We start from the raw sequence: 19,838 nt of genomic DNA, 5'->3' as shown, positions 1-19,838 counted from the left end.
CATGAGAAAGCCCATATAAATGGGTAATGTACAAGTTGCTGTAGAAGCATGTTTAATTCGTCTGATCACAGATACTTTATAAAGTATTTTAATACTTTTTTGAATCAGTCAATGCGTAAGTCCTATAATACAACAAAATAGCAAAAAACTATTGTCAAACCGATGAATACAGCGTATTTTAATTTTCAGACAGATACTTTTTGATGAAATCAAGATGTTAAAGCAACCTTTAATCTCAAACGCATATTATTACTTCTGGCAGTTTAGATAATTGCCTGAACGCGTTCGGGCATGAAAAAGGTTGCCCACCAAGTTTATACCTGATCGGCAACCCTGATCAGGTTTTTTTATGTCTTGATTTTTATAATATTTTTGGAGAAATCTCATGTTTACAGTAAATAATTCATATTTTAGCAACGGTTATTGGTTTTACTTTAGTCAGTCTATGTCTAAAGCCTTGAAGTCCCAAAGTCCCATAACGCTCAGATAAAAGATCGGACTGTTAATGTATACAGTCCAAAGGAATAGAACCAATGAATGCGCTAAATACAGCTTTACAACAAACTCAAAATTCAGAAATTCAGAAATCTACACAGCCAAAAGAAACACTTTTGAGCTTGCCACATCAATTGAAACAACAATTACCTTTATCAGTTCATGCTGCAGAGCAAATTGCTGCACATCGTGCAACGATTCAAAATATTTTGACGGGTCAAGACCCGCGTCTAATGATTATTAGCGGCCCATGTTCAATCCATGATCCAATTGCTGCGTTGGAATATGCTGAAAAATTAAAACAATTACAGGCACAGGTTTCAGATCAAATTTTTCTTGTGATGCGCGCATACATTGAGAAACCACGTACTACAGTGGGCTGGAAAGGCTATATGTATGACCCAAGTTTAGATGGTTCATCTAATATGCAGTTGGGCTTAGAAAAATCACGTGAGCTGTACTTACAAATTATTGAAATGGGTTTGCCGATCGCCTCTGAAATTTTAAGCCCAATGGCGACGGGTTATTTTGATGACCTTTTGGCTTGGGGTGCAATCGGTGCGCGTACCAGCGAATCACAAATTCATCGTGAAATCTCGAGTCATATGCCATACAGTATTGGTTTCAAAAACGGAACAGATGGCTCAATCCAAATTGCTCTAGATGCCATTCAATCTGCGTCCCATCCACACCAGTTCTTAGGTATGAGTCAAGCCGGCTTACCGTGTATTTTAGAATCTGTTGGCAACCCACAAGCACATTTGATTTTACGTGGCTCCAATACAGGTCCAAATTATAGTTTGGCTGAAATAGACAAAATTCGTAGTAAAGTAAAAGGCGATTTACCGGCTTTAGTCATCGATTGTAGTCATGGTAATAGCCATAAAGACCCAATGAAGCAACCTGAAGTATTACGCACTATTGTAGCGGAGCGTGAGCATACCCAAGTGCGTGGCGTGATGTTGGAAAGTCATTTAGTGGATGGTAATCAAAAAATTAGTTGTGACATGACTTATGGTCAATCTATAACAGATGGATGCTTAGGTTGGGACAAAACCATTGATTTGATTCAACAGGTTGCGAATGAACTTCGTGCATCACAAATCAAACGTAGTGCTTAACAATCCAGAGCATATTCAGTCTGAATTGATGTAGCCCAAAGCCTTAGAATATTGATTGTTCTAAGGCTTTTATTTTGAAATTTACTTTATTGTAAACTGTGACGTAAAAATTGAAATATGGCCTATATTTTAAAATATATACTGATAATTCAGTATTTTATGTTTGAGTGAGTCAGAATTTTTATGCACAATAATATCTAAGCCCAATACAGCGCCAGAAATAATGACAATCTGTGCTTGGGTGTTTGAAATTTTATATTGGGGAAGTTGATGTACACTGCTGAATTGCTGGAAGAAGCACGCCGTTTTATGTTCCACATGTTAACCAAAGTGGTTGAATATGGTGGTTCTGATTTATTTATTACGGCAGATTTTCCACCAAGTACTAAACATCAAGGCATGATGAAACCCTTTGGGCAGCAAGAACTTGATGCTGAGAAAACAAAGCTTTTCGCCTATAGTTTGATGAATGAGAAGCAGCGCAAAGAGTTTGAAACAGAACTAGAATGTAACTTTGCGATTAGTGTGCCAAACGTTTCGCGTTTTCGTGTCAATGTATTTCAGCAACAGTTACATGTGGGTATGGTCATTCGTACCATTACGGCAGAAATTCCAAATTTTGAAAAGCTTAAATTACCGGCTTCGCTTAAGCACGTGATTATGGAAAAACGTGGTTTAGTTTTAGTGGTTGGAGGTACAGGTTCAGGAAAATCAACCTCTTTAGCGGCGCTGATTGATTATCGAAATGAAAATAGTGCAGGCCATATCATCACTGTTGAAGACCCAGTGGAATATGTGCATAAGCATAAAAAATCAATGATTACGCATCGTGAAGTCGGTGTAGACAGTCATTCGTGGCATAACGCTTTAAAAAATACCTTGCGACAAGCACCAGACGTGATTTTAATTGGTGAAATTCGTGACACCGAGACTATGGAACATGCAATTGCCTTTGCTGAAACAGGACATTTATGTTTAGGTACGCTACATTCAAATAACGCCAATCAAACCCTAGATCGAATCATTAACTTCTTCCCAGAAGAGCGAAGAAATCAATTGCTTATGGATTTATCGAGCAATATGAAAGCGATTGTTTCGCAGCGTTTAATCCGGACTGAAGATGGTAAAGGACGCCGTGCAGCCGTTGAAATTATGTTAAACACACCGCTCATTTCAGATTTGATTTTGAAAGGTGAGTTTCATGAACTAAAAGCGATCATGGCAAAATCTCGAGAACTTGGGATGTAAACTTTCGACCAAGCTTTATTTGATTTATATAATGACGGCGCAATTTCTTATGAAGAAGCCTTAAGAAATGCTGATTCAACCAATGAACTACGTTTGCAAATTAAACTTAAAAGTTCACGTGCAAATGGTACTTCAACGGCTGCACAATCTTTTAGTATGGTTGAAGAAAAGAAAGACGAACCTGAAAGTGCCGAAGCTTCGGAAGAAATATAAGCTGCATATTCATGCAAATATTATATAAGGCAATTTAGCCATCTTATTGAAATAAAAAAATCAGCCTGAGGGCTGATTTTTTAGATATTATAAATATTTACAGACCAGCTTCGTATTGTTCGCTGGTCAATAAAGCATCTATATCAGCCATGTTGTCTGGTTTAATTTTATAAATCCAACCTTTGCTATAAGGCGCATCGTTTACAAAATCTGGATCATCTTCAAGGTCTGGATTGACTTCAACGACTACACCAGAAACCGGTGCATGAATATCAGAAGCGGTTTTTACCGACTCAACCACACCCGCTTGTTCGCCAGCAGTGATATGTTGACCCACATCTGGTGCTTCAACATAAACTAAATCACCCAATGCGTCTTGTGCATGATCAGAAATGCCTGTAACAACAAGGTCACCTTCAATTCGCACCCATTCATGTGTACTTGCGTACTTTAAATCTGAAGGATGATTCATTGATAACTCCTTAAATCCATTAAATTCATTTTTGGCATGAGTTATACATGCTTTTTAGGTAAAACAAAAGACTTATAAGTACGGATCTTTACGCCAATTGCTTGGGCTACGCCCACTCCAACGCTTAAAAGCACGGCTAAAATTGGCAACATCGCTATAGCCCAATTCATCAGCAATTTGCTCTAAGGTAAAATCAGTTCGTGACAGGAGCGAAGTGGCATGACGGTAGCGAACTTCGTCGACCAAAGTTGAAAATGAAGTCCCTTCAGCAGCAAGTTGGCGTTTAAGGGTTCGATCGGACATGTGTAGCCGTTCAGCAACACTTTCGATACTTAAATAGTGCTGCTCGGAGTTGGTTAAAATGTCACGAACGCGCATGGCAATACGGTGACGTTCGCCCAAAGCGGAGAGTTCAGCTTCACATTGATTAATCGCGATTTGACTGGCAATCGGGTCTGCATGGACCAATTTATTGGTTAAATATTGCTTATCAAAACTGAGTAATAGGTGTGGCTGATCAAATCTAAATTGGTGCCGTGGATATTTGGCAATAAACCGCTCAAAACCTTCAGGTTGAGGGAAATCAAAATCAATTTCACCAGCAGAATAATCCACACCTGTAATTGCTTTGCCCATGCTGATCATACCAAAAATTAAGGCAATCGAAATCTCAGTACGTAAAGGCTCTATCGTAACGTCGGTTTGTAGTTGAACAGTCGCTTTGGTTCCAAAAGTCGAGAAAAAAAGCTGTAAAAAGGGCATGCGTAGCTGAATAAAACGGTTTGCCAAGACTAAGGCATCGGTTATGTCCTTCGCCGTCATGATGGCATAGCCAATAAAACCATGAATAGAGATGCGCATTTGGTTGCCCAAATGAAAACCTAAAGTGGGCTCACCGGTTAATCGTAGTGCGTGCTCTACCAATTGATTGGCGATGGGTGTTGGAATACGGAAATCTGGTTCAGCCAATTGTTCGCTGTTTAATCCGAATGGACTAAATAATGTTTCTGCAGTGTAGCCCCATCGAGAGACCACATCTAAAAGGAGCAATCCATACACTCCGGGAATACCCTGATCCTGACGGGAATTAATTGTTTTCATAGCGTTCCGTTGCAATGCGGGTTTTTCTTCTGTTCAAGGTTATATTGGCATGATTCCGTGTTATATCCCACAAAAATTGTTGGACAAACTGACTAGGCTCAACTATTTATAGCGGCCTACCTTAGCGTTGTAAAGTAGGCCGTTAAGGATTAATTCGGTTTAAAATCTTTGGAAAAGACCACAATTTTGGTCGTAGACATATACAGAACGTCATTGTGCTGATTGAGCGCTTGCGTAACATAGGTCACAATGCCGCGGTCTGTCTTACTTTTCGACGGAGTAATTGCAAATATTTCAACTTCTACACGAATTTTATCCCCCGGACGTGTTGGGCGCGGCCAACGCAGACTTGACTCTGAGCCAATTAAGCCATAAGCCACAGGGAAACATTCAGTCCATAAGCGCATTGTTACAGCAGCAGTATGCCAACCACTTGCCGCTAGCCCTTGAAAGATCGGGTGCTGTTGGGCTTTGACTTCATCTGTATGAAATTCCTGAGGATCAAAAGCGTTGGCAAATTGCTTGATTTCTTCAACAGTCATTTCATATTCACGACTGCTAAAGTGATCACCAACTTTAAGGTCTTCCAGATACAGCATTTTCATCTTCCTTTGATTCTACTTTATGTTGTTCTATTAAAAATCCACCGGTTTGACGCTGCCACAAGTGTGCATAAATACCATTCAAAGCAACAAGCTCTTCGTGGGTGCCTTGCTCAGCAATACGTCCTTGATCCAAGACAATCAAGCGATCCATTTGCGCAATGGTTGAAAGTCGATGCGCAATGGCAATCACAGTTTTACCTTGCATCAAATCATCTAAACTCGATTGAATCGCGGCTTCGACTTCTGAATCGAGCGCACTTGTGGCTTCATCTAAAATTAAAATCGGTGCGTCTTTTAAAAATACTCGAGCAATCGCAATACGTTGACGCTGACCACCTGATAATTTTACGCCACGTTCACCGACAAATGCGTCATAGCCACGTTGGCCACGTAAATCGATCAATTGAGGAATGAATTCGTCAGCTTTCGCTTTACGCACTGCATCATACATTTCTTCATCGGTTGCATTCGGGCGACCATATTTAATATTTTCTTCAACTGTACGATGCAATAACGAGGTGTCTTGGGTCACCAATGCAATATTTTTTCTTAAGCTATCTTGGGTAATATCTTCTATATTTTGGCCATCAATCGAAATACGACCATGATTGATATCGTAAAAGTGGAGTAAAAGTTGAATTAATGTCGATTTTCCGGCACCCGAACGTCCGACAATACCGATTTTTTCGCCTGGTCGAATGGTTAAATTAAATTGATCGATGACATTTTTATCATTATAAGCAAAACTGACGTCCTCAAATTTAATTTCGCCTTGCGGTACTTTTAAGTCGGTTGCATCAGCTTTGTCTTGAATATGAATTGGGCGGCCCATGGTTTTCATCCCATCTTGAATGGTCCCGACATTTTCAAATAGGGCAGATGTTTGCCACATCATAAACTCGGAAATACTACTGAGTTTTAAAATCATGGCGGTCGCTGCTGCAATGACCCCAAGCTCAGCTTGACCATCCATCCAGAGCCAAACGGCTGTTCCCAGTACGCCACCATATAAAACAATGATCAGCAAATTCGTCGCGATGTTGTATTTTGCTGCAAGACGCATTTGCTTATACACCGTCACCATAAATTCTTTCATTGAGGCTTTGGCATATTGGCTTTCGCGGCCTGCATGGGCAAACAATTTCACCGTTTGAATATTGGTGTAGGCATCGGTGACACGACCAGTCATTACTGCGCGTGCATTGGCTTGTTCATTTGAAATTTTGCTTAATTTTGGGATGAAATAGCATGCAGAACCAATAAATAAAGCCAGCCAAAGTAATAATGGAACAATCAACAGTGGCGATATAGCACCTAAAATCACGGTGATCGAAATCAGGTAAATGAAGACATAGGCCAACATGTCACCAAGAATAATCCAAAACTCACGTACAGCCAGTGAAGTTTGCATGACTTTGGCAGATAAACGACCTGCAAAGTCGTTGTGGAAGAAATCTAAACTTTGTTTCAGTAATAAGTTATGAAATCTCCAACGTAGGCGCATTGGAAAGGTGCTATATAGAATCTGATGTTTAATAATGGTTTGAAGGCAAGAAAAGAAGATATTTGCCAATAAAATAAAGCTTAAAATGGTCAGATTGGTCTGGTGCTGCTGTAAAAAGGTTTCAGGTTGAGACTTACTGATCCAATTGACTAATTCACCAATTTTGGCATAAAGCAGTGCTTCAAAACTCGCTACACTAGCTGTACAGAGTACCAATAACAAGAGGTATTTTTTTACACCCGTTGCAGCTTGCCATACAAAGGAGAAAAATTTTGTTGGCAATGGTTTATTCAAGTCCTGTTCAGGATAAGCGTCAACTAATTTTTCAAACCATTTAAGCATGCAGATAACCTGAGAATTTTACTGTAATTAATCTTTCTTTCTTCCGCTCTGAGTGTAATGGATTCGCTGGTTTTTCTCCATTTTGATTTGTTTATTTATTAAAAAGCTTGGCTGCAAAAATTCATAAAATTAAAATGTACAACCCGATTACGACCTTGGCGTTTTGCTTCATATAAAGCAATATCTGCTTGTTTAATTAACTGATCGAGTTTGGCGTGGTCAGGGTCAATTTTGGAAACACCAATGGAGATCGAAAATTTCACCAATTGACCATCCATATGAAACTGATGTTGCTCCATTTTATGTCTTAACCGTTCAGCAATTTTTAATGCATCTTCTGGGACGGTAAAAGGCAAAAGTACAATAAATTCTTCACCCCCGAAACGCGCCAACATATCGTAAAACCGCATTTCTTTACGCGCAATTTCAGCAATTTGGCATAGCACTTGGTCGCCGACATCATGTCCGTATTGATCATTAATCGCTTTAAAATGATCGACATCAAAAATCAAAAGACTGGTACAGACCGTCATTGGGGTTTCTTGGATTTTTTTATTTGCAGCATGTACAAATTGGCGACGATTGCTTAACTGGGTTAATTCATCCGTATGGGCAATTTTGCGCAGGGTATGAAAGTTCCAGTCATCTAGCAGCGCTCTTAGAAACGTTTTACGAGAGTTGAGCGTAGAGTTCCAGCAGATATACATACTGAACAACAGCACTGGAATATAAACCAATAAAAATATCGTAAAATCACCAAAATCATTAATGCGCCATGCGCCAAAAAGGATCGCTGCCGTGATCATGGCTGAGGTCATAATCGAAGGGCGAAAATGCACATGAATACTTAAATTACCCAATACGATCAAAATAATGGCGGCATATTGATAGCTATGAACCAGTTCATTTTTCGACTGAAGTAATATCTCAAACCAGAGGATTGCAGAAAGGCAAGTCGCTAGTGGTAATATTAAATCGAGCAATTTAATCTGTTTGATATATTTAAACAGAACATAGTTCAGGCTAAATGCACCAATAATAGCAATGATACGAATCACACCTGACAGTACTTCTATGTCAGGCAGAACATAGCGATCTGCCCAAAAATAGATTAAAAATGCCAATTGAGCGAAATAGTTGACCTGCTTTAAATAGTCTTTCTGGTTGTAGTACAAAAATTTGTAATAAGCATTTTTAAACTGTGCCGGGATACGTGCAATCGGGTCGGATAAAGCACGCTCAATACGGACACGATTCTCTAAGTCACATGCTTCTGCCTGTATGAGCGTATGTTTGGCAGAAGTGCGATTCATCGATTCTATGAGTAATTGTGATTCGTTTTTAACTGATTTCCGAGAAGGTTGATTGGGGCCTTCCATGATCAAGTTCCTATTTTAGAAGCGTTTTTATGCAACTGTTAACAAATAGTATCTAAAAATGTCTACATTTGTATAGTATTTGTTCTGGTTTTTTTAATTATTTTAGCTGTTTCAGATGAATTATATGTTTAAGGAAATATTGCTCTGGGCATTTATCTGGTTCGCTCTCATTCCTTGCAACGCATGATCAATAATCATTTGTGATAGTTGAGTAGGTTTTAAACGAAAGTCCCATATATATTCAACAGCCATTGTGACTTTTTTAATTTACAGAATTTCTACTTCGAATATACATGGGAAGACGAACGTTTAGGCCTTAGATTTTATCGGCATTTGGTTGGATGAGGGCTTTAAAATCGGCACTAGAAGGGGCTTGATAGATTTTAAGTCCAAACTCAGGTGTGATTGCGATCAGATGGTCAAAGATATCCGATTGAATCGCTTCATAATCTTTCCATGCAATAGTTTTACTAAAAGCATAAATCTCTAAAGGAATGCCTTCACTCGTGGGTTGTAACTGACGCACCAAAATCGTTTGGTGTTGGGCAATGCCTGAATGCTGTTGTAAATAAAATTCTACATAGGCACGAAAGGTCCCAAGATTGGTTAAACGGCGCTGATTATATTGCGACTGATTGGAAAGTTGCTGATTAAACTGAGCAAGCTCTTCATGCTTATGATCAAGATATTGATCTAATAATAAAAATTCTTTGAGTTTATTTTGCTCATCCTGAGTCATGAAATGAATAGAGCTTTGATCGATATAAAGTGAGCGTTTGATGCGGCGTACACCGGACTGTGCCATACCACGCCAGTTTTTAAAGGTGTCTGTCACCAGTTTATTGGTTGGAATCGTGGTAAAAGTCTTATCAAAGTTCTGTACAGTAATGGTATGTAATGACATATCAATGACATCGCCATCCGCATTGAGCGAGGGCATTTCAATCCAGTCACCAATTCGCACCATGTCATAAGAAGAAATTTGTACCGAAGCCACCAGTGACAAAATGGTATTTTGGAAGACCAACATCAGTACAGCCGCCATAGCACCGAAGCCTGCGAGTAATGTAAATACATCTTTTTTCAGAAAAGTACCTAAGATCATTAGGCCACAAACCAAAAAGATGATCAATTTGACCAACTGCAAATAGCCTTTAATTGGTTTGTTTCTAGATTTTGGATTACGTTGATAAATCAGATTAAAAATATTTAGTAATTCAGAAATGGCTAAAGCAATGGTCAGGAAGATAAAGGCCTGACAAGCCATTTGAACGATTGAGATAAACTTCACAGATAAATGTGGGACTGTGGTTATGCCATTTAAGATTACAATTGCTGGAACAATGTTGGCAAAGCGTTTAATCACACTATGTTCTGACAAAATTTGACTGTGGCTAAAGGCCATTTTAGACACGAGCTTACGAATACCACGTACCACAATTTGCTTGGCGATAAAATTTGCAATGATGGCAAAAATAATAATGAAACTGAGCGATGTCAGCATTTCTAACCAAGGGTATTGATCTGACCAATCTTGAATATTTTTAATGAACTGAAATTTTTCCAAAATTATCCTACTCTTATTGAAGTAAATGAAAGGGTTAATGATCAAACTATTGTAATTGTGGTGATTATATAAGCAATTTTATACTCGTAAAATTTACGGAGTTACGACATGTATAGTCCATAATGTTACTTATTGGGTGCTAAGGAATGATTTTTTGAAGGTATAACCGATATTTATGGACTGAAAAAGATTAATGTTGATAAAAAAAAGCCCCCGAATCGGGAGCTTCATTGGCGATTTGAAGTGCTTACCACATTAAATCATCAGGAATTACATAAGCTGCATACGGATCTTCTTCATCCGTGGTTTGTTCATTCACTTCAGAATTATTCACAATAATAAAGCCTTCCATTTTCGCATTAATACGGTCGGCTAATTCTTTTGGTAAAAAAGCATAGTTGCTATTTTCACGTGCAATAACAAGACTACCCGCAACAAGGGCATTATAAATTTGCTGATTGATATAAAGCTTTTTGATCTTGGCATCATCGATAAATTGATAGGTCGATTCGCCATCGGTATCACGAATTTTATGCTGATTAATCATTTGCATGATGGCAGCTTTTAATTCTTTTTCTTGCAAAACTGCTTTACGATCTTGCTCTAAAGCATGATCTTTGGCCATTTTCTGCTGCTGATCTTGCTCAATTTTCGCCTTGATTTCAGCATCTTTACTTTCACCAGTACGTTTTTCATGTACGGCTTGTTTAGACAATTTTTTTGCCTTTTTATTATCGACCAGACCTGCTTTAAGCAGTTGCGCCTGTAATGCATTTTTAACCATAGTACGTTCCAACTAATCGTGTATATGTCGATAATGAAAATAGATGATCCAATATACCGCGCTCATGATTAAACTGAGTGCGGCAGGAATCAAGAATGCGTTTAATTTTAAATAAGGATAAAGCCAACTGGCAAGTATGCCACCGACGATAAATCCCGCCAAAATTAATAAATGTAAGACCACACGTTTCGACTCAACCGGAAGTCCACGGGCTTTATAACCCAAAGCCAAACCTAAGTCCGTCAAAACACCAGAAAGGTGTGTGGTACGAATAATGGTACCTTTATAGTGGCTAACCATTGCATTTTGTACACCCATAGCCACACATGCCCAAAGCAAAGCGTAACGTGGAAAATAGGGCAATAGTAGCCAACATAGGACAATAAAAAAAGCCACTAAGCTTAATGGGACGCCATAACGTCGCGTTAAGCTAAAGTGACTATTTCCTAGAATTAGCCCACTATAAAATGAGCCAATCACATAACAGAGCAAGACTAAAATCAAATAAATAATTGTAGCCGGCTGCCCTGCAATTAAAGCCATGGCTAACATACTGACATTACCCGTCATGTGAGATACCGACTGGTGCAAGATCGTCACCAGGCCGAGTACATTAATCATTCCTGCATTCACTGCGAGAAAAAAAGCACCCAGTTGTATCCAAAGCGGTAAAGTCTGAAAAGGCATGGCCTCGCCTTAAAAAGTATCCAATATCAGGATATTATCTTAAACCACGGTCTACTGCAGCTGTAAATAATACGTCAGTCGAAGAGTTTAAAGCGGTTTCAGTTGAATCTTGAAGTACGCTAATAACCATACCAATGGCTACAACTTGCATCGCGATATCACTTGAAATACCAAACAGGCCACAAGCCACTGGAATAAGCAGCAATGAACCACCAGCAACACCTGAAGCACCACATGCAGAAACGGTAGCAACGACTGATAAAATCAACATTGTGCTGAAATCAACAGAAATGCCCAAAGTATGAACTGCTGCTAGTGTGAGGACTGTAATTGTGACCGATGCACCTGCCATATTGACAGTTGCACCTAAAGGAATCGCTACGCTTGCAGTTGACTCTGGTACACCAAGACGCTTCGCAAGGTCAAGGTTTACAGGAATGTTTGCAGCAGAACTACGCGTAAAGAATGCAGTGATACCACTTTCACGTAAACATTGGAAAACCAATGGGAACGGATTTGAGCGGGTCATAAATGCCACCATTAGTGGATTGATGACCAAGGCAACAAAGAACATGGTACCAATTAAGACCGCAAGTAAGTGTGCATAGCTGATCAGTGTTTTCAAACCTGAGTCGGCAAATGTAACAGCAACCAAACCAAAGATACCGACAGGTGCAAAGTTAATCACTAAACGGATTACTTTATTCACTGCATCAGCAGCGTCAGATAAAAAGACTTTGGTGTTCTCTGATGCATGACGAAATGCAATACCTAAGGCAACAGCCCAAGCCAAAATACCAATGAAATTTGCTTCAGAAATTGCTGTAACAGGGTTTGCGACAAAACTTAATAATAAGTTTTTCAATATTTCAGCAAGACTGCCTGGCGGCACAAGGTTTTCTGCAGCAACATCAAGAATTAATGTACTAGGGAATAAAAGGCTTGCTACTACTGAACTTAAAGCAGCAAGGAACATACCAATAGCGTACATCAACATAATCGGTTTAATGTAAGAATTACTGCTGCCCACTTTGAAATTTGCAATGGATGACAGTACAAGTACAAAGACCAGTATCGGTGCTACGGATTTCAATGCCTTAATGAATAAATCACCAAGCAAACTTAAATAGGGTGCAACGCCCGGAGCCACAACAGCAACCAATACACCTAAAATAATGGCGATAATAATTCGGGTTACTAAACTCAAGCGTGTAAATGCTGAAAACATAGGAGAGCCTTGTCAGAATTACAATGACAAAATGATGAAAATTAGTGCTGTATTTTATACGAAAATATAGAATGCTTATAAAATAATTTTATTTAAAAATAAATCTTTGTTTTTTATAATCTATTTTTGTGTATTAAAATGTAAGCCTTTCAAAACTCACTGTTTATCAAATTTGGTTTGATTAAACAGTGAGCGAATACACCTTTAAATTTGGTATTCAGAACTGGCTGTAGCAAGCTCTGTCATGGCTTGATAATGGGTGAGAAAAATTTGACCACTCAAATGAGTGAGTAATTTTGAGTGCTGCAATTTATCCATGACAGGACCTTTGACTTCAGAAAAATGCAGTCGAATATCTAATTTTGATAATTCAGCATTTAACTCTTCCAACATTTCTAAGGCACTTAAGTCAATTGAACTGACGCTTGAGCAATTGATAACAACATGCTCTAGGTCAATATTTTGACTGACTTCATTGATCAGGAAACCTTTAAGCGTATTGGCATTTAAAAACGAGATATTTTCATCTATACGGAGCGAGAGTATATGTGGTGCGGTATAGACATGATGACGCTGTACATTACGGAAATGCTGTGTGCCCTCAACCAAGCCGATCACCGCAATATGTGGACGACTAATGCGCCATAACAACAGAATAAAGGTAGAAATAATGCCAATAATGAGACCCGTAGAAATATCGATACACACCACACCGAAAAAGGTCACCCACATCGCAATACCATCAGCTTTTGAATAACGCCATGTATCCACAAAAGGTTTAAAGTCGACTAATTTCCAAATGGAAACAATAATTGTGGCCGCCAAGATCACTAAAGGTAAGTCTTGGAAAAAACCAGTGAAGTAGAGACTGACAACGATAATCAGCAATGACGACAACACACCTGCCATCGGGGTTTTTGCACCTGCATCTGCATTAACCACTGTACGAGATAAGCTACCCGTCACTGGAAAGGCAGAGCTAACCCCAGCGCTTAGATTGGCTAAACCTAGAGCGACCAACTCTTGGTTACTGTTGAGTTGGCTTCGTTGTTGTAAGGCAGTGGCTTGGGCAATAGACAGTGACTCAACAAAACTGATCATGGCAATCATTGTTGCACCGGGTAATAAGGTTTGTACCAGTTCCCAGTTCCAATGTGGAAAGCTTAAGGGTGGAAAACCTGAAGGAATTTCACCGACGGTTTTAATGCCGACATTTTGCAGGTCAAATAACATCACCGATGCAATTGAGATCATCACTAGTATCAATGGAAGTGCTTTACTTAGAAAGGCAGTAGAGCCGAATCTAGATTGGATCGATTGAGTGGCCAATATTTTCGGCACATAGATTAAAAACAGTATGGCCAGCACACCAAAGATGAGTGAAGCAAAGTGAGTCAAACTCAGGTATTCCCACAAACTTAAAACAAACTCAGGGATGTTATTGGCTTTAAGCGGGACATCGACGAGAAACTTAAACTGACCCAGTGCAATGAGCAGTGCCGAAGCAATAATGAAGCTTTTAATGACAGGATGACTGATCAACTGAATTAAAAAACCGAAACGGAATACACCCAAAAGTAGAGAAATCAGCCCGACCATTAAGGCCAAAAGTGTCGCTGCTTCAATATAAACAGGCGAACCAACTTCAAATAGCGGATTGAGCGTGGCGAAGGTCATCATCGAAATGATTGCCACAGGGCCAATCGATAAAGTTGAGCTTCCACCAATGAGGGCGTAGACAATCATCGGTAAAATACTGGCATATAAACCCATGATTGGAGGTAAACCTGCCAGCATGGAATACGCCATACCTTGAGGGACCAACATGGCAATCACGATCAGCGAAGCAAGTACATCAGATTTAAATTTCACGGGGCTGTAGTGCTGTAACCACTGCCAAGCAGGAAATTTCTGTAAGAAATGAGGTTTTAAATCTGACATAAACTTATCTAAATCACAATTTCATATATATTATGCACAAAAAGTGCTAAGAAGTCTTGTGCAATAAATTTTGACCGTTCAATATCGCTGCTTATTTACGGGATATGTAAGAAACCATCATTTTAAATGAATTAATGAAAAGTATGAGCTGATTTAAAGCTTTGGATATTCGAAATAGATATAGATATTGAAATTTTGAAGAAGAATTGCGGGTAAATTGAGGTATTGAATTGCTGCCCATTGCGATAATTCATCTATAGTGGTGCAAGAACAGCATGTCTGGCTTGAAATTTTAAAATAACTAAGTGTTATTTATAAGATTGGTTGCAATACAATTGGTAAAGAGTATTGAGAACTTGAACTAAATTTGCATCTTTAATTGAATAATAAATTTGCTTACCATCACGACGCGTGGTCACAACATCACTTTTACGTAACATCATCAGTTGTTGTGAGAGGGTTGGCTGTTTAATATCAGTGATTTCTTCAATCTGAGACACATTCAATTCTTGCTGTGCTAGATGACATAAAATTAGTAGACGATCCGTATTTGCCAGCGACTTTAAAACGCCCACGACTAATTCGGCAGAATCACGCATAGTAGTGATTTCCAGATCGGTATTCATTGGATATGTCCATACGATTAACAACAGCTCAAGTATACGGATATCACGGCTTAATACATTGAATAAATAAGACAATTTCTATGGTTTTTTATGAAATCAAATATCATTAATTTTTATAAGTTTAAATTTAGTTAATCAGTTAAATTTATTGCTTGATTTTAGTACAAGCTTTCACAAAATGCACATAAATATAAGACATTAGCTTAAAAAATCATGCACACTTTGAAAATAATTGTATCATCTAAAGATCGTATTCAATAAATACACAAGGGATAAATAGTCATGACAACAGATTCAGCTTTTCCAGCAACGAGTAATTTAGGTATCGCAGTATATAGTAATAACGCTGAAGCGATTGGTAATACACCCTTAGTTCGTATTAATCGTGCGATTCAGTCAGAAGCAACGGTCTTGGCTAAAGTTGAAAGCCGTAACCCTGCCTTTTCTGTGAAATGTCGTGTGGGTGCAGCTCTCATTGCAGATGCAGAAGAAAAAGGTTTATTAAAACCGGGTATGCATATTGTAGAACCTACAAGTGGCAATACAGGCATTGCTTTGGCATTTGTTGCAGCAGCGAAAGGTTATGCAATTACATTAACCATGCCAGCAAGTATGAGTATCGAACGCCGTAAGGTGTTGAAATCTTTTGGTGCAAATCTCGTATTGACTGAACCTGCTAAAGGCATGAAAGGTGCAGTCGAAGAAGCACAGCGCCTCGTTGCCGAACATCCTGAAACGTATTATTTACCACAACAGTTTGAAAACCCTGCAAACCCTAAAATTCATGAATTGACCACTGGCCCAGAAATTTGGGAAGCAACTGGTGGTAAAGTGGATATTTTAGTATCGGGTGTAGGTACAGGTGGTACGATTTCTGGCATTTCAAGTTATTTTGAAAAAGTGAAAAATCAGCCGCTTTATTCTGTTGCGGTAGAACCGGCTGAATCTCCGATTATCGCCCAAGCGAAAAAAGGCGAAACACTGACTCCTGGGCCGCATAAAATTCAGGGGATTGGAGCTAACTTTATTCCGGGTAACTTAGATCTAGACCTTGTTGATGAAGTGATCGGTATTGAAAGTGCTGAAGCAATTGAGTGGGCGCGTAAAACGGCTACTCATGACGGTATTTTAGTGGGTATCTCTAGTGGCGCGGCAATGGCAGCTGCGGCAAAACTTGCTGCACGTCCTGAAAATGCAGGAAAAACAATTGTGGTCATTTTACCAGATGGTGGTGAACGTTACCTTTCTTCAGTTTTATTTGAAGATATTAGTGCTGACTAATAATTCTGACATGAAAAAAAGCCCGTTCAATTGAATGGGCTTTTTTATTGATGATTTCGTTATTTATAAGTATCTTAAGCCGCGTCTTGATCATCGTTTTTGGCATTTTGTTGTTTAATTTTTCTTTTAGGTGGTTCATGTCCTAACTTTCGAGCGATGTATTTAAACAGGAAGCCTAAGAGTATGCATATCGTGACAGCAGGGATAACCACTTGAGTGAGCCAAACATCAATATGATCTAGACTCCAACTTAAAATTAAAAATAAAAAAGCACATAAATATGCGCAGTTAAAGCAAATGTTCGACAGTTTGTACATGCGAAAGAGAGTAATTCGTTTGGTGGTCACGAATCTCTATCTTACTGAATAATGAGGAAATGTGTGGTTTTAATATCAGAAAAACAAACTAATTGAATAATCATTATTCAATATTATTGATTATATTTTTGAATCTACGAAATTTTTTATATCGCGAAGAAAAGCCTTACCGTGAGTCAGAAAAACTTGACCTTCCCATTATGGTAAAGTTTAAGCTATAAGCTAAAACAAGCATATATAATTGGGATGTTGCCATGACAGATTCGACAGAACGCAAACTTTTTGACGGCACACTTGCTATTGAAGGGATGACCTGTGCTTCTTGTGTGGCACGGGTGGAAAAAGCCTTAAAAAAAGTCGATGGCATCACCGAGGCTCAAGTGAATTTAGCCACTGAAACAGCACATGTTCAGAGTGATAAAAATGTGGATTATCCTGCTGTAATTCAGGCCGTTGAAAAGGCAGGTTTTGGCGTTGCACAAAAGCAGCTTGAACTTGAAATTGAAGGGATGACTTGCGCATCGTGTGTTGCACGTGTTGAAAAAGCCTTAAAGGTAGTTCCAGAAGTCATCGATGCAAAAGTGAATTTGGCAACTGAAAAAGCCACGATTACGGCATTGGCATCTGTTGAAAATTCTGCATTGGCGAAGTCTGTAGAAAAAGCAGGTTTTCATATTGCACAGCCCAATATTGAATTAAATATTGATGGAATGACCTGTGCTTCATGTGTGGCACGGGTTGAAAAAGCCTTAAACGCTGTAGACGGTGTCAATAAAGCAACGGTAAATTTAGCTGGTGAAAAAGCCTTTGTTCAGGCTCCCGCTTCAAAAACACAAGAATTGATCGCGGCAGTTAAAAAAGCGGGATATAGTGCGACCGTTGCTACGCAGCAACAACCCACAATGGCAGAAAAAAAAGCCGACGAAGCTCGGTTACTCAAGCGTGATTTAATCATCGCATTGGTACTCGCTGTTCCTGTTTTTATCTTGGAGATGGGATCACACATGATTCCAGCGTTTCATCATTTTATTGCGCATAATTTAGGGACACAAAATAGTTGGTATATTCAGTTTATATTAACCACTTTGGTGTTAATCCTACCCGGAAGACGCTTTTATCAGCACGGCATACCAGCACTTGCGCGACTTGTCCCGGATATGAATTCTTTGGTCGCAGTCGGGACTTTATCTGCTTATAGTTTTTCTTGTGTTGCAACATTTGCTCCGCAATTATTACCGCAAGGTACGGTTCATGTGTACTTTGAAGCAGCCGCAGTAATTGTGGCGTTGATTCTTTTGGGTCGTTTTATGGAGGCGAAAGCCAAAGGTAAAACATCGCAAGCCATTCAATACTTAGTCGGCATGCAACCCAAAACAGCACGTGTAGAGCAATCTGGAAGCTATATAGATTTGCCGATTAGTGATGTTGAAACAGGTATGTTGATTGAAATACGGCCTGGTGAACGTTGCCCAGTTGATGGTGCTGTAGTGTCTGGGAACAGTTATATTGATGAATCGATGATCAGTGGAGAGCCTATTCCGGTCGAGAAAAAAGCCGGTGATGAAGTTGTCGGTGGTACGATTAACCAAAATGGGGCATTGAAAATACAAACCACTGCGGTAGGTCAAGATTCTGTTTTGGCACAAATTATCCATATGGTCGAACAAGCTCAGGGTTCAAAATTACCGATTCAAGCTTTGGTGGATAAAGTCACGTTATGGTTTGTACCGGTGGTGATGGCGTTGGCCTTGATCACCTTTTTAGTTTGGTATGTTGTAGGACCTGAACCGAGTTTAACCTATGCATTAGTCAATGCTGTAGCAGTTCTGATCATCGCATGTCCATGTGCAATGGGTTTGGCAACGCCAACGTCTATTATGGTCGGTACAGGGCGAGGTGCAGAGCTTGGAGTATTGTTCCGTAAAGGTGAAGCCTTACAACAACTCAAAAATACGCAAGTGGTTGCGGTCGATAAAACTGGGACTTTGACGGAAGGTAAACCGAAACTGACAGATTTTGAAGTCACTGAAGCATTTGATAAAGATCGTGTATTTCAGTTATTGGCCTCCGTAGAGCAGAAATCTGAACATCCAATTGCCTATGCCATCGTACAAGCTGCGAAAGAGATGCAAGTGCAACTTTTAGAGGTTGAACAGTTTGATTCCGTGACTGGTGCTGGGATTCAGGCCGTTGTTGAAGGACAAAGCATTTATATCGGTGCAGATCATTTGATGCATAAACTTGGTTTAGATACACAAATCTTTTCATCACTGGCGGAACGCATGGGCAATGAAGGGAAAACCCCGCTCTATGTATCGATCGATCAACAGCTTGCTGCCATTGTTGCTGTTGCCGACCCGATCAAAGCCACAACCTTCGCAGCCATTCAAGCTTTGCATGATTTAGGACTGAAAGTGGCCATGATTACAGGTGACAACCGACACACTGCCACTGCGATAGCACGACAGTTGAAAATTGATCATGTGATCGCTGAAGTAATGCCAGATCAAAAAGTGCAATCTGTACAAAAATTGCAAAAAGAACATGGTGTTGTATGTTTTGTGGGCGATGGTATTAATGATGCGCCTGCACTTGCGCAAGCAGATGTCGGCATGGCGATTGGTACAGGGACAGATGTGGCGATAGAGGCTGCGGACGTGGTGCTCATGTCGGGTAATTTACAAATGGTACCGACAGCAATCGCACTGAGTACTGCGACGATGAATAATATTCGCCAAAACCTATTTTGGGCATTTATTTACAATGCAGCATTGATTCCTGTCGCTGCAGGTGTGTTATATCCATTCTTTGGCATACTGCTTTCACCTATGTTCGCCGCAGGTGCAATGGCACTTTCATCGGTGTTTGTTGTGTCAAATGCCTTGCGTTTAAAAGCATTTAAAGGGCCAGTTTTTCAGGAGTCTTGA

14 protein-coding genes and 1 pseudogene are annotated in these 19,838 nt (G+C 39.5%); 4 read left to right on the top strand and 11 right to left on the bottom strand.

Going from position 1 to position 19,838, the window contains the following annotated elements; genetic code table 11:
- Positions 1 to 533 precede the first annotated feature (533 nt).
- Both FTT98_RS12670 and FTT98_RS12665 read left to right on the top strand, forming a co-directional pair.
- Positions 534 to 1,616, top strand: coding sequence for a 3-deoxy-7-phosphoheptulonate synthase (locus tag FTT98_RS12670; RefSeq protein WP_180177434.1), 1,083 nt, complete (start codon positions 534 to 536; stop codon positions 1,614 to 1,616).
- A gap of 270 nt (positions 1,617 to 1,886) precedes the next feature.
- Positions 1,887 to 3,077 (top strand): annotated as a pseudogene (locus FTT98_RS12665) (PilT/PilU family type 4a pilus ATPase).
- Between the two features lie 97 nt (positions 3,078 to 3,174).
- Here FTT98_RS12665 and gcvH read toward each other — a convergent pair.
- The 11 genes from gcvH to FTT98_RS12610 form a co-directional block, all read right to left on the bottom strand.
- Positions 3,175 to 3,549 carry a glycine cleavage system protein GcvH gene (gene gcvH, locus FTT98_RS12660; protein ID WP_180117366.1) on the bottom strand — a complete coding sequence of 125 codons (375 nt, stop codon included), beginning with the start codon at positions 3,547 to 3,549 and terminating at the stop codon, positions 3,175 to 3,177.
- Positions 3,550 to 3,621: 72 nt separating this feature from the next.
- Positions 3,622 to 4,650 carry an AraC family transcriptional regulator gene (locus tag FTT98_RS12655; protein WP_078190954.1) on the bottom strand — a complete coding sequence of 343 codons (1,029 nt, stop codon included), beginning with the start codon at positions 4,648 to 4,650 and terminating at the stop codon, positions 3,622 to 3,624.
- 149 nt (positions 4,651 to 4,799) lie between these two features.
- Complete coding sequence (locus FTT98_RS12650; RefSeq protein WP_180011729.1) at positions 4,800 to 5,249, bottom strand: MaoC family dehydratase; 450 nt, start codon at positions 5,247 to 5,249, stop codon at positions 4,800 to 4,802.
- The gene (locus FTT98_RS12645; RefSeq protein WP_180177433.1) at positions 5,227 to 7,101 is read right to left on the bottom strand and encodes an ABC transporter ATP-binding protein; all 1,875 of its coding nucleotides are present in this window, start codon (positions 7,099 to 7,101) and stop codon (positions 5,227 to 5,229) included. The genes FTT98_RS12650 and FTT98_RS12645 overlap by 23 nt, the downstream gene beginning before the upstream one ends.
- A 98-nt stretch (positions 7,102 to 7,199) precedes the next feature.
- Positions 7,200 to 8,480: a GGDEF domain-containing protein gene (locus FTT98_RS12640; protein ID WP_257230216.1), complete on the bottom strand. Its 1,281-nt coding sequence runs from the start codon at positions 8,478 to 8,480 to the stop codon at positions 7,200 to 7,202.
- Positions 8,481 to 8,796: 316 nt separating this feature from the next.
- Complete coding sequence (locus FTT98_RS12635; RefSeq protein ID WP_180011725.1) at positions 8,797 to 10,047, bottom strand: mechanosensitive ion channel family protein; 1,251 nt, start codon at positions 10,045 to 10,047, stop codon at positions 8,797 to 8,799.
- Positions 10,048 to 10,294: 247 nt separating this feature from the next.
- Positions 10,295 to 10,831 carry a DUF2058 domain-containing protein gene (locus tag FTT98_RS12630; RefSeq protein WP_168377529.1) on the bottom strand — a complete coding sequence of 179 codons (537 nt, stop codon included), beginning with the start codon at positions 10,829 to 10,831 and terminating at the stop codon, positions 10,295 to 10,297.
- Between the two features lie 12 nt (positions 10,832 to 10,843).
- Complete coding sequence (locus FTT98_RS12625) at positions 10,844 to 11,518, bottom strand: YoaK family protein (protein WP_180008875.1); 675 nt, start codon at positions 11,516 to 11,518, stop codon at positions 10,844 to 10,846.
- A gap of 34 nt (positions 11,519 to 11,552) precedes the next feature.
- Entirely contained in the window at positions 11,553 to 12,746 is a 1,194-nt protein-coding gene (sstT, locus tag FTT98_RS12620) for a serine/threonine transporter SstT (protein WP_180177432.1), read from the bottom strand.
- Between the two features lie 204 nt (positions 12,747 to 12,950).
- Positions 12,951 to 14,687 carry a SulP family inorganic anion transporter gene (locus tag FTT98_RS12615; protein WP_180177431.1) on the bottom strand — a complete coding sequence of 579 codons (1,737 nt, stop codon included), beginning with the start codon at positions 14,685 to 14,687 and terminating at the stop codon, positions 12,951 to 12,953.
- Positions 14,688 to 14,995: 308 nt separating this feature from the next.
- Complete coding sequence (locus FTT98_RS12610; protein WP_078193801.1) at positions 14,996 to 15,313, bottom strand: helix-turn-helix transcriptional regulator; 318 nt, start codon at positions 15,311 to 15,313, stop codon at positions 14,996 to 14,998.
- A gap of 282 nt (positions 15,314 to 15,595) precedes the next feature.
- Between FTT98_RS12610 and cysK the strand changes: the two genes are divergently transcribed.
- Both cysK and FTT98_RS12600 read left to right on the top strand, forming a co-directional pair.
- Positions 15,596 to 16,594, top strand: coding sequence for a cysteine synthase A (gene cysK, locus FTT98_RS12605; RefSeq protein WP_111884368.1), 999 nt, complete (start codon positions 15,596 to 15,598; stop codon positions 16,592 to 16,594).
- A 571-nt stretch (positions 16,595 to 17,165) separates the two neighbouring features.
- Complete coding sequence (locus tag FTT98_RS12600) at positions 17,166 to 19,838, top strand: heavy metal translocating P-type ATPase (protein ID WP_180177430.1); 2,673 nt, start codon at positions 17,166 to 17,168, stop codon at positions 19,836 to 19,838.

The sequence above is a fragment of the Acinetobacter sp. YH12039 genome, from assembly GCF_013420015.1.
In the GTDB taxonomy this organism is placed as follows: domain Bacteria; phylum Pseudomonadota; class Gammaproteobacteria; order Pseudomonadales; family Moraxellaceae; genus Acinetobacter; species Acinetobacter amyesii.
This window is presented reverse-complemented; position numbering and strand designations above follow the sequence as displayed.

Excerpts from the sequence above, each read along its gene's own strand:
- FTT98_RS12625 (WP_180008875.1), bottom strand. The coding sequence starts at position 11,518 with ATGCCTTTTCAGACTTTACCGCTTTGGATACAACTGGGTGCTTTTTTT.
- gcvH (WP_180117366.1), bottom strand. The coding sequence starts at position 3,549 with ATGAATCATCCTTCAGATTTAAAGTACGCAAGTACACATGAATGGGTG.
- FTT98_RS12655 (WP_078190954.1), bottom strand. The coding sequence starts at position 4,650 with ATGAAAACAATTAATTCCCGTCAGGATCAGGGTATTCCCGGAGTGTAT.
- FTT98_RS12640 (WP_257230216.1), bottom strand. The coding sequence starts at position 8,480 with ATGGAAGGCCCCAATCAACCTTCTCGGAAATCAGTTAAAAACGAATCA.
- FTT98_RS12630 (WP_168377529.1), bottom strand. The coding sequence starts at position 10,831 with ATGGTTAAAAATGCATTACAGGCGCAACTGCTTAAAGCAGGTCTGGTC.
- FTT98_RS12600 (WP_180177430.1), top strand. The coding sequence starts at position 17,166 with ATGACAGATTCGACAGAACGCAAACTTTTTGACGGCACACTTGCTATT.
- cysK (WP_111884368.1), top strand. The coding sequence starts at position 15,596 with ATGACAACAGATTCAGCTTTTCCAGCAACGAGTAATTTAGGTATCGCA.
- FTT98_RS12610 (WP_078193801.1), bottom strand. The coding sequence starts at position 15,313 with ATGAATACCGATCTGGAAATCACTACTATGCGTGATTCTGCCGAATTA.
- FTT98_RS12670 (WP_180177434.1), top strand. The coding sequence starts at position 534 with ATGAATGCGCTAAATACAGCTTTACAACAAACTCAAAATTCAGAAATT.
- sstT (WP_180177432.1), bottom strand. The coding sequence starts at position 12,746 with ATGTTTTCAGCATTTACACGCTTGAGTTTAGTAACCCGAATTATTATC.
- FTT98_RS12645 (WP_180177433.1), bottom strand. The coding sequence starts at position 7,101 with ATGCTTAAATGGTTTGAAAAATTAGTTGACGCTTATCCTGAACAGGAC.
- FTT98_RS12615 (WP_180177431.1), bottom strand. The coding sequence starts at position 14,687 with ATGTCAGATTTAAAACCTCATTTCTTACAGAAATTTCCTGCTTGGCAG.
- FTT98_RS12650 (WP_180011729.1), bottom strand. The coding sequence starts at position 5,249 with ATGCTGTATCTGGAAGACCTTAAAGTTGGTGATCACTTTAGCAGTCGT.